The sequence below is a fragment of the Streptomyces sp. NPDC008079 genome, assembly GCF_042957385.1.
Lineage (GTDB): Bacteria > Actinomycetota > Actinomycetes > Streptomycetales > Streptomycetaceae > Actinacidiphila.
The window spans coordinates 1-10,419 of record NZ_JBIBIC010000038.1; the positions used below are offsets into that span (position 1 = coordinate 1).

At 73.7% G+C, this 10,419-nt stretch carries 7 protein-coding genes; 5 read left to right on the top strand and 2 right to left on the bottom strand.

Features of this window, described 5'->3' with window-relative positions:
- Positions 1-231 precede the first annotated feature (231 nt).
- From ACFZAM_RS36945 to moeZ, 5 genes are all read left to right on the top strand, one after another.
- Complete coding sequence (locus ACFZAM_RS36945) at positions 232-1,965, top strand: DUF3492 domain-containing protein (protein ID WP_355348641.1); 1,734 nt, start codon at positions 232-234, stop codon at positions 1,963-1,965.
- A gap of 1,175 nt (positions 1,966-3,140) precedes the next feature.
- Positions 3,141-4,064, top strand: coding sequence for a hypothetical protein (locus tag ACFZAM_RS36950; protein ID WP_391052944.1), 924 nt, complete (start codon positions 3,141-3,143; stop codon positions 4,062-4,064).
- 167 nt (positions 4,065-4,231) lie between these two features.
- Positions 4,232-5,143: an NAD(P)-dependent oxidoreductase gene (locus tag ACFZAM_RS36955; RefSeq protein WP_188283310.1), complete on the top strand. Its 912-nt coding sequence runs from the start codon at positions 4,232-4,234 to the stop codon at positions 5,141-5,143.
- A gap of 59 nt (positions 5,144-5,202) precedes the next feature.
- Positions 5,203-6,081 carry a spherulation-specific family 4 protein gene (locus tag ACFZAM_RS36960; protein WP_391052954.1) on the top strand — a complete coding sequence of 293 codons (879 nt, stop codon included), beginning with the start codon at positions 5,203-5,205 and terminating at the stop codon, positions 6,079-6,081.
- 212 nt (positions 6,082-6,293) lie between these two features.
- The gene (gene moeZ, locus ACFZAM_RS36965; RefSeq protein WP_355348647.1) at positions 6,294-7,472 is read left to right on the top strand and encodes an adenylyltransferase/sulfurtransferase MoeZ; all 1,179 of its coding nucleotides are present in this window, start codon (positions 6,294-6,296) and stop codon (positions 7,470-7,472) included.
- Positions 7,473-7,555: 83 nt separating this feature from the next.
- On the opposite strand, the gene ACFZAM_RS36970 is transcribed toward moeZ, so the two are convergent.
- Positions 7,556-9,082 (bottom strand): alpha/beta fold hydrolase, encoded by a 1,527-nt coding sequence (locus ACFZAM_RS36970; protein WP_391052948.1) that lies wholly within the window; start codon positions 9,080-9,082, stop codon positions 7,556-7,558.
- 181 nt (positions 9,083-9,263) lie between these two features.
- A partial coding sequence (locus ACFZAM_RS36975) for a flippase-like domain-containing protein (RefSeq protein WP_391052951.1) occupies positions 9,264-10,419 on the bottom strand: 1,156 nt, incomplete at its 5' end.

A 10,419-nucleotide genomic window follows, 5' to 3' on the forward strand; every position in this document is an offset into this window, starting at 1 on the left:
CCGCGGTGCGAGGGGGGGTTGTTTTGGCCCCCCCACTCCCATCAACATACGTGGTGGTTTGTGTTATAATTGAGCCCCCTCCCCCGCTTGGGGGGGGGCGGGCCCCCCCCCCCCCCCCCCCCCCACCGCCGTACCGGAATAACGTCTTCGCGCCGGGCGGACGCAGGTCCCGTGGGCGCCACCCGGCCGACATTCCGTTGTGGCCGAGCCAGGGAGAAAGGGGGCGTACACGTGCGTATCGCATTGCTCACCGAGGGTGGTTACCCGTACGCGCGAGGTGAAGGGGGTGCGTGGTGCGACCGGCTCGTCCGCGGTCTCGCGCACCACGAATTCGACGTGTACGCGCTCAGCCGGTCACCGCGGACGGAGGCGGGGGGCCGCGTCGAAGTGCCGTCGCACGTACGGCGGTTCCGCGCGGAACGCCTCTGGGGGGAGCCCCCGGCCGCCGCCCTCGCGCCGACGTGCGGCGGCGGCCGGGCGGCCAGACGCGCCAGACGCGCCGACTTCCTCACCCACTACCGCGACCTGGTCGCGGCGCTGGCCGGCGGCGCCGGGCTCGGCTCCGCCGACCGGGCGGACCGTTTCGCCTCCGGGCTGTACGGTCTCGCCGAGGTCGCCGCAGAACACGGCGGCCTGCCCGACCTGTTGCGCGGCGAGGACGCGCTCGCCGCCCTGGAGTCGGCGTGCCGCGCCCCCGGCGTGCGTCCCGTGCTCGGCGACATCGTCGTCACCGAACTCCTCGCCGTCGCCGAGCTGTTGGAACGCCAGCTCAGGCCGCTGTCCGCGCCCTGGTACGGGTCGAGCGAACTGGGCGCCGTCGATGTCTGCCACGCCGTCTCCGGGGGCCCGGCGGCCTTGCCCGGCCTGCTGGCCAAACGGTTCTGCGGAACGCCGCTCATCGTCACCGAGTACACCGTGCGGGTACGGGAGGCGCTGCTCGGGAACCGCGCGGCCGGACTGGCCGGAGCCGTACGGGTGGTGCTCGGCGACTACCACCGGCTGCTCGCCGGGGAGAGCTACCGGCAGGCCGCGCTCGTCACGCCCGGCTCCACGCATGTGCGGCGCTGGCAGGAGCGGTGCGGGGCGCCGCGCGACCGGATGCGGACCATCCATCCGGGGATCGACGCGGCGCGCTTCGCCCTCGCGGGCGAGGCCGCCGAGGCCGAGGCCACCGCGCCCGCCGCGCACGCCGACCCCACGCTCGCCTGGGTCGGCAGGATCGATCCGGCGAAGGACCTCATCGCGCTGCTGCACGCCTTCCGCGCGATACGCGCCGACGAGCCGCGGGCGCGGCTGCGGATCTTCTACCTGCGGCTGCGCGCCGCCGACGAACGCGCGGCCTCCTACCTCGGGCACTGCCGGACGCTCGCCGCGCAGCTCTTCCCGTACGAGGCCGCCGACGCCAACGCCGTCGGTGAGAGTCCCGTCAGCTTCGAGGAGATCGGGTCGCCCGGCGCGCCCGAACTCGCCGACGCGTACGCCGCGGGCGACGTCGTGGTGCTCTCCAGCAGCGCGGAAGGCTTTCCGCTGAGCCTGGTGGAGGCGATGTTCTGCGGGCGGCCCACCGTGTCCACCGACGTGGGGGCCGTCCGCGAGGTCATCGGCGGCACCGGGCTCGTCGTGCCGCCGCGCAACCCCAAGGCGCTGGCGGACGCCGTCGTCGATCTGCTGCGCGGGCCCGAGCGGGCGTCGCGGCTCGGGGCCGCGGCCCGGGAGCGGGCGCTCGCGCTCTTCACCGTCACCCGGTGCGTGGACGCCTTCCGCGAGAGCTATCTCGACGTGGTCGCGCACCATCCCGTGCGGCGCGAGCCGCTGCTCGACGCGGCGGGCGATCCGCGGCCGTTCACGGCTCCCGCCGAGTCGCACGTCCCGGCCCGCCTGGCCCCCACCCCCGCCCACCCCGCCTGGTCCCGCACCCCCGAACCCGTAGGTGCCCCGTCCGCCTCCGGAGGCTCCCCCTCATGACCACGCCGACCCCCGCCCACGCCTTACTCACCCGCCTCACCGCCCAGGCCGCCCCGCCCGCCTCACCCCTGCGGCTCCCGCCCCACGACCCCGACGACCCCACCGCCATAGACATAGACGCCTACGACGACGAGGCCACCCCCCACTCCCTCGACGAGACGGTCACGGCCCTCTTCGGCGCCTCCCGCCTCCCGGCGCGGAACCCGGACACCGACGAGCACCCGGCCGAGCTGCGTCCGGCCCCCCCGGACGGCGACCCGTCGCGCGTACGGTCCCGGACCGTCGTCGCGGACGACGCGCAACCGCCCGCCGCCGCGCCCGAGACCGCTCAGCCCCGCCCCGCCGCCCCGACCCGCACAGATTCGTTCGGAGCCGCCTCCCCACCCGCCCCCGCGCCATCGAGTCCGGACGCTTCCGCATCCGAAGTGCCCGTCGTGGACCGGGACTTGGCGGTGCTTGGCGACCCCGCTCGCGAGCAGCGCGAGCCCCGCTCAGGCGCGGGCCCCCGCGTCACCGACGAGCCGCAGGCCCACGCGGATTCGGCGCGGCGGCCCGAGCCGGGGCCGGCGAACCCGGGTGATGATGGAGCACGCGGATTGCCTGACGCGCGCCTCGCGGACCCGGATGGTGCCGCATCCGTGAGCCGTGCGGACCTCGCGCGGTCCGAGACCCGCCCGGGCACGAACGTTTCCGTATCCGAAGTGCCCGTCGTGGACGGGGACTTGGTCCTGCCTGGCGGCTCCGCTCGCGAGCGGGACGGTTCGGTACCGGGCGGCCTGGACGCTGACGGCGGGTTGCGCCCCGGCGCGGGCCTCCGCGTTGCCGAGGGCCCCGAGGCGGAGAAGGAATCGGCGCGCGCGGGCGCAAACGCTTCCGTACTCGAAGTGCCGGTCCTGGAAGGGGACTTGGCCCTGCCTGGCGGCTCTGCTCGCGAGCGGGACGGTTCGGTACCGGGCGGCCTGGACGCCGAGGGTGCGGGGCGACGCGGTGCTGGGGCGGGGGCGGGTGGGGAGGCGCGGCCCGGAGGGCGGTTGGTGGGGATCGACGGCGGGCGACGGGCCGCGCGGGGCGGACCGCAGGCCGGCGGACGGGTGGCGGACTTTCGGGCGGGGGCGCGGCCGGGCGGTGCGGACGAGCCGCGGCGCAGGGGGCCCGCCGACCCCGTACGGGGAGTGATGCACCGGCACGAGGCGCTGATCGCGGGAGCCGTGGACGAGTGGGAGATCGCGGCCGGGCTGGAAGCCCACGGCGTGACGGACGGAGCCGCGCGACGCCTGCGGCACCGGGACGTCTTCGGGCTCGCGGAGGAGCTGTACGCGCGGGTCCCGAGGGCGGTACGCCGACTGGAGGCGGCGCCGGGGGAGCGGGAACGGGCCCTGCCGCGCTGGCGGACCGGGGCCGCGCAGGCGGTGCCGGGCGCGGTGTGCGCGCTGGCGGCCGGAGCCCCCGGAAGCGTACGGCTGCCGCTGCTGGCGTTCGTCGCCGTCGTCGCGTGGGCCGCCGTACGGATCGGACCGCTGCGGGTCGAGCGCGGCGCGGGCGCCGCCGTATGGACGTACGGCCTGCTCGGCTACGCGCTGTACGCCGGGCACGCCACCGGCCGCACCGCCGGCGCCGCCACCCTCGCGGCGCTCACCTTCGCCCTGCTGCCCGCCGCGTACTGCGCGCACTGGCTCGCCGTCCGTTCCAGGGCCCAACTCGCCCCCAGCCACGGCCTGTCGGACTTCGCCGACGCCGTACGCCCCCGCCTGGCCGCGGCCCTCGCCGCGTACGCCGTCGCGCTGATCGCCCTGCTCGACACGGCCACCGCCGTCGCGGGCTCCGCGCCACTGGCCGGACCGGCCGCCCTCGGCCTGCTGCTCTTCGCCGCGCGCCTGCTGTCCGTGCACGGCTTCCCCGGCCACGCGGCGGCCGGTCTCGGGGCGGCCTGCGCCGCCGAGGCGCTGACCCTCGCCGCGACCCCCCTGCACCTCGGCCCTGCCCCCGCCACCGCGCAAGCCGTCATCTGCGGCGCCGCCGCACTCGTGCTGACCGCGCAGGCGTTCCGCGTGCTGCCCCGTGCCTCCGCGCACCGGCCGCCGCCGCGCCACCACCCCTGACCTCAGCAGAACGAACGACCAGGAGAACACCCCTTGACCAGGTACCGAACCGCCCCGACCCCGACCGCGGCCCGACGCCCGGCACGCCCCCTCCTCGTCCGCGAGGACGGCCTTCCGCCCCGCGGGCGCACGACGGGACACTTGGCGCAGGCACTCGGAGGCACGCGATGAGAGTGCTGCTGCTCGGAGCCGACGGCTTCCTCGGCCGGCATGTCGCGGAGCGGCTCCTCGCCGACCCCGCCGTCCAGCTCACCGCGCTCGGCAGGAGCGACGACGCGGATGTCCGCTTCGACCTGGCGAGCGGCGCGCCCGGCGTCCTCGCCAGGTTCCTGGACGCCGTGCACCCCGGAGTGGTGATCAACTGCGCCGGTACGACCAGGGGCGGTGCCCGCGAGCTGACCCGGCAGAACACCGTCGCCGTCGCCACCGTCTGCGAGGCGATGCGCCGCAGCCAGGTCGACGCCCGGCTCGTCCAGCTCGGCTGCGGCTCCGAGTACGGGCCCTCGCCGCAGGGCGCGTCCACCGGCGAGGACGCGGTGCCGCGCCCCGGCGGCCCGTACGGCGTCAGCAAGCTCGCCGCGACCGAACTGGTCCTCAGCTCAGGTCTCGACGCGGTGGTGCTGCGGGTGTTCAGCCCGGTCGGCCCCGGCACCCCGACCGGGGCCCCGCTCGGCCGGGTCGCCGAGACCCTGCGCCGCGCGATGCAGAACGGCGACGGCGAGCTGAAACTCGGCGGCCTCGGCGTCCAGCGCGACTTCATCGACGCCCGCGACGTGGCCCGCGCCGTGCACGCCGCGTCGCTGTCCGCCGCGCAGGGCGTGGTGAACATCGGCAGCGGCCGGGCCGTCCGGATGCGTGAGATGGCCGCGGCCCTCGCCCATGTGGCGGGCTACGAGGGCTCGCTGCACGAGCTGGACGAGACGCCCGCCTCCGCCGGGCCGCCCCCGTACCCCGACGGCTGCGGCGGCTGGCAGCAGGCCGACGTCCGTACCGCCAGGGACCGGCTCGGCTGGCGGCCCCGGATCGGCCTGGAGGAGTCCCTGGCCGATGTGTGGATGGAGGCGGCATGTCGCGTCTGACGCGACCGCACCAGTGGGGCACGGGACTGCGCCGCCGTGCGGGCGCGGGCCGGGACGCGATGGGCTTCGGCGTCCCGGCGTTCGCGCACCCGCTCGTCGCCCCCACCGAATGGGCCGAACTGGCCCGGCCGGGGGCCCCGCTGCACTGGGCCGCCTTCGACGTGGCCCGCGGCCCCGGTACGCGGCCCGACCCGCTGTACGGAGAGGTCGTCGGCCGCGTCCGTGAGAACGGCGTCCCGGTCCTCGGACTGCTGGACTGCCGCAACGGCACCCGGCCCTTCGGCGACCTGCTCGCCGACGCCTCCCACTACCTGGACTGGTACCGGGTCGACGGCTTCTACCTGGACCGCGCCCCGACCGGCCGCGCCGACGCCGCCGAGTGCCGCCGGGTGGTGACCACGCTGCGGGCACTGCTGCACGCGGACGACGAGGACACCGGGGACACCGGGGACACCGGGGGCACCGGGGGCGCGGAGGGCACGGAGGGCAACGAGGACGCCGCGGACAGCGGGGACAGCAGAGGCAGAAGGGGCAGCGGGGCCAGCGGGAACAGCGGGAGCGCGGGAGTCGCCGCCTCGCGCCTGCCGGAGAGCGGCGGCGGCCAGATCGTCCTCGGCCACGGCGAGCACCCGTGGCCCGGATACGCCGAACTGGCCGACCAGCTCGTCACCTTCTGCGGCCCCTGGACCAGTTACCGCTGGTCGGAGGCGCCGGAGTGGACGGCCGCGTACCCGCCGGAACGCTTCGTGCACCTGGTGCACGGCCTGCCCAGGTCCCATCTGGACACCGCCCTGCGGATCGCCCGCTGGCAGGGCGCGTCCACGGTGTGCCTCACCGACCGCACGGACCGGGACGGCGCCGACCCGTGGGCGGGCCTGGCCGGATACTGGCACGAAGCCGTCCGTATGCTGCGCAAACAGCCGTCGCCGAGCACGTAGCACCGGCGCGGCGGCCCCTCGGACCGGGCACGGCCAGGGCGCGGGGGGAGCGCGGCCGGAGCGTGACCGGGACGTGACCGGGATGTGAGCCGATTCCGTCTCGGTCCTCGGACCGGGTGTCTTGGAATGAAGACCGGCGTGGCAGTGTTGCAGGGACAGCACGTACCGCACGTACTGACTGATGACCGACCAACCGTATTGCTGAGGTCCCTGTGTCGCTGCCACCCCTGGTCGAGCCGGCCGCCGAGCTCTCCGTTGACGAGGTCCGCAGGTATTCGCGCCATCTGATCATCCCCGACGTGGGAATGGACGGCCAGAAGCGGCTGAAGAACGCCAAGGTGCTGTGTGTCGGCGCCGGCGGGCTCGGCTCTCCGGCCCTGATGTACCTGGCCGCCGCGGGCGTCGGCACGCTCGGCATCGTCGAATTCGACGAGGTCGACGAGTCGAACCTCCAGCGTCAGATCATCCACAGCCAGGCCGACATCGGCCGCTCGAAGGCCGAATCCGCCCGCGACTCCGTCAAGGGCATCAACCCGTACGTGAACGTCGTCCTGCACGAAGAGCGGCTCGAAGCCGAGAACGTGATGGAGATCTTCTCCCAGTACGACCTGATCGTCGACGGCACGGACAACTTCGCGACCCGCTACCTGGTCAACGACGCGTGCGTGCTGCTGGGCAAGCCCTACGTCTGGGGCTCCATCTACCGCTTCGACGGCCAGGCATCGGTCTTCTGGTCCGAGCACGGCCCCTGCTACCGCTGCCTCTACCCGGAGCCCCCGCCCCCCGGCATGGTCCCCTCCTGCGCCGAGGGCGGCGTCCTCGGCGTGCTGTGCGCGTCCATCGGCTCGATCCAGGTCACCGAGGCCATCAAGCTGCTCGCGGGCATCGGTGAGCCGCTGCTCGGCCGCCTGATGATCTACGACGCCCTGGAGATGACGTACCGCACGGTGAAGGTCCGCAAGGACCCGGACTGCGCGGTCTGCGGCGAGAACCCGACCGTCACCGAGCTGATCGACTACGAGGCGTTCTGCGGCGTCGTGTCCGAGGAGGCCCAGGAGGCCGCGCTCGGCTCGACCATCACTCCCAAGCAGCTCAAGGAGTGGATGGACGACGGCGAGAACATCGAGGTCATCGATGTCCGCGAGCCGAACGAGTACGAGATCGTCTCCATCCCCGGCGCGAAGCTCATCCCGAAGAACGAGTTCCTGATGGGCAGCGCCCTGGAGCACCTGCCGCAGGACAAGCGGATCGTCCTGCACTGCAAGACCGGTGTGCGCTCCGCGGAGGTCCTCGCCGTCCTGAAGTCCGCGGGCTTCTCCGACGCCGTGCACGTCGGCGGCGGCGTGATCGGCTGGGTCAACACGATCGAGCCCGACAAGCCGGTGTACTGAGCGAACGGCCTCGCCCACAGGGCGAGCACTGCTCCAGCGGCGGGGGCTACGCGCACCATGGGTGCTCGGAGCCCCCGCCGTCGTCATGAGCAGACCTTGCCGTCCTTCGGCACCGTCCCCTGCAGCAGATACGCGTTCACCGTGGAGTCGACGCAGCCGCTGCCCTTGCCGTACGCGGAGTGGCCCTCGCCCTTCCAGGTGAGCATCACACCGACGCCCTTGCCGAGTTCGTCGGCCATCCTGCGGGCGCCCTCGTAGGGCGTCGCCGGGTCGCCCGTGTTGCCGACCAGCAGGATCGGCGCCGCACCCGGTGCACTGACCTCCGGGGTGTCGTACTGCCCGGCCACCGGCCAGTCGTGGCACCAGCCGCCCGTGTCCCAGCCGAGCATGGGACCGAACACCGGCGAGACCTTCTCGAACCGCGGCAGCAGCTTCTTCGTCTCCTCGACCGTCGGCCGCTGCTTGTCGTCCAGGCACGATATGACCCGTTGCGAGTGGGTCCCCGTGCCGTAGCGGCCCGACGCGTCCCGGTCGTTGTAGTCGTCGCCGAGCGCCAGCAGTTCCGAGCCGTCGCCCCGCTCGGCCGCCGCCAGGGCGCTGGTCAGGGTCGGCCAGCTCGCCTCGCTGTACAGCGGCCTGATGATGCCGGTGAGCGCGAGCGACTCCGTGAGCTTGCGGTCGGAGGACGTCGGCATCGGGTTGGCGTCGATCCGCTTCAGCAGGTCCACGATCTTCTGGGTGCCGGCTTCCGCGCCCTGACCGGTGGACTTCAGGTAGTTGTTCAACGCGCGCTGGAAGCCCCTGGCCTGGTTCTCGGTATGGCCCTCGGAGTCGGCGCTCGGGTCGACGACCGCGTCCAGGATCATCCGGCCGACGGTGCCGGGGAACAAGTGGGCGTAGACACCGCCGAGTTCGGTGCCGTAGGAGATGCCGAAGTAGTGCAGTTTGTCGTCGCCGAGTACCTGGCGCATCAGGTCCATGTCGCGCGCCGCCTCGGTGGTGGCCACGTGCGGCAGCATCTCCCCGGAGTTCTTCTCGCAGGCCGCGTTGAACCTCTTGGTGCTGTCCACGAGTTCGGTCTTCTCGGCTGTGTCGTCCGGCGTGGTGTCCTGCTGGAAGTAGGCGTCGAGCTGCTGGTCGTCCTCGCACAGCACCGGCGCGCTGCGGCCGACCCCGCGCGGGTCGAAGCTCACCAGGTCGTAGCGGGTGCGCAGCTTCTCGTACAGGTCGCCGAAGGTGGGCAGCGTGGTCACTCCGGAACCGCCGGGCCCGCCGAAGTTGAAGATCAGCGAGCCGATGCGCCGGTTCTCGGCGCCGCTGGACTTCACCCGGATCAGATCGAGCCCGATCGTGTCGCCCTCGGGGTCGTCCCAGTCACGGGGCGCCTTCATCGTGGCGCACTCCCAGGTGCCGTCGGCCGGCAGCGGGGACGGACTGCCTCCGCCGCCCTGCGCCTGGTCGGGGGCCGGACAGGCCTTCCAGTCCAGCTCCTGAGCCGTCAGGTCCTCGTCGTTCCCGGAGTCGTCGCCGCTGCAACCGGCCAGCAGGGAGGAGAGCAGCAGAGCGGTGGCGGTCAGGGCAGCGGCGCGCATCCGGGGAGGCTTCGGCATGGTCCCATCCTGAGGTCGTACGTGGTGGGGCGCTCGGGGCACGGGCCGTACGAGGTACGGCGGCGCCTCACCTTCCGGGCCCTTACAACGTACGGCGACCGGGTCCTCGTACCGCAAGCCCTCAGGGCGTCTCCCGCCGCCGGTGCCCGGCCTGCGCGGACTCGTCCGCGCCCCTCTCGCGCTACAGCGCGCCCTTACGGCTCAGGTGGTTGAAGGCCAGCCAGCCCGGCAGGACCGGCAGCCACAGGGTCAGCAGACGGAACAGCAGCACCGCGGGCGCGGCGACCTCGCTGGGCAGGCCCACGGCGATCAGACCGACGGTCAGGGTCGCCTCCACCGCGCCCACACCGCCCGGGGTCGGGGCGGCGGAGCCGAGCGCGTTGCCCGCGAGGAAGACGACCGCGACGCTGGCGATGCTGAGCGAGGTCCCCTCGCTGCCGAACGCCCGGATCGAAGCGTCCAGGCACATCACGAAGCAGGCCGTCAGAAGCAGCATGCCGCCGATGCCGGTGACCAGCTTCTGCGGCCGCTGGAGTACGTCGAGCATGCGCGGCACGACACCCGCGAACAGCGACCTCACGCGCGTGACGACGAACTTCCGCAGGAACGGCACCGAGGTCACCACGAGCACCAGCACAGCCACCGTCAGCAGACCCGCGATGACGGTCCGGGACGGCGACAGCGACGGCGTCTTCTCGGTGCCGGTCAGATAGCCGAAGGACAGCAGCATCAGGATGTGGCAGCCGAGCCCGAACAGCTGCGAGGCGCCGACACTCGCCACCGCGAGCCCCGGCCGCACTCCCGCGCGCTGGAGGAAGCGTGTGTTCAGGGCGACGCCGCCGACCGCGGCCGGCGCGACGATCTTCACGAACGACCCGGCGACCTGCGCCGCAACGGTCCGCCGGAACGGCACCCGCTCGGGCACGAACCCCAGCAGCGCCATGGCCGCCGCGAAGTAGCTGGCCGCCGAGAACAGCACCGCCGCGGCCACCCAGCCCCACTGGGCGTTGGCCACGAGCGGGCCGAACTCGATGTGCGTGAGCTGCGTCAGCAGGAAGTACGCGCCGATGGCGCCGGCGATGACACTGATCAGTGTGCGCGGACGCACCCGCTCCAGGCGGGCGGGCTCGACCGGCGCCTGCGGCCTGATGCGCAGCACCTCGTGCCGGATCTGCGTGAGGAGATCCTCCTCGCGCGCCTCCTCCACGGCGTCGTCGATGGCCCGCTTCTCGGCCCGCGCCTCCGCCCGCACGGTCTTCTTGTCCGGCTTGTCGAGCTTCGCGTCCGGCTTGTCGAGTACGACCTCGCTGTCGCCCGCGGCCTCCTCGTTACGGGCC

Coding starts and splice junctions, on each gene's coding strand:
- ACFZAM_RS36955 (WP_188283310.1), top strand. CDS start 4,232: ATGAGAGTGCTGCTGCTCGGAGCCGACGGCTTCCTCGGCCGGCATGTC.
- ACFZAM_RS36970 (WP_391052948.1), bottom strand. CDS start 9,082: ATGCCGAAGCCTCCCCGGATGCGCGCCGCTGCCCTGACCGCCACCGCT.
- ACFZAM_RS36950 (WP_391052944.1), top strand. CDS start 3,141: ATGCACCGGCACGAGGCGCTGATCGCGGGAGCCGTGGACGAGTGGGAG.
- ACFZAM_RS36960 (WP_391052954.1), top strand. CDS start 5,203: ATGGGCTTCGGCGTCCCGGCGTTCGCGCACCCGCTCGTCGCCCCCACC.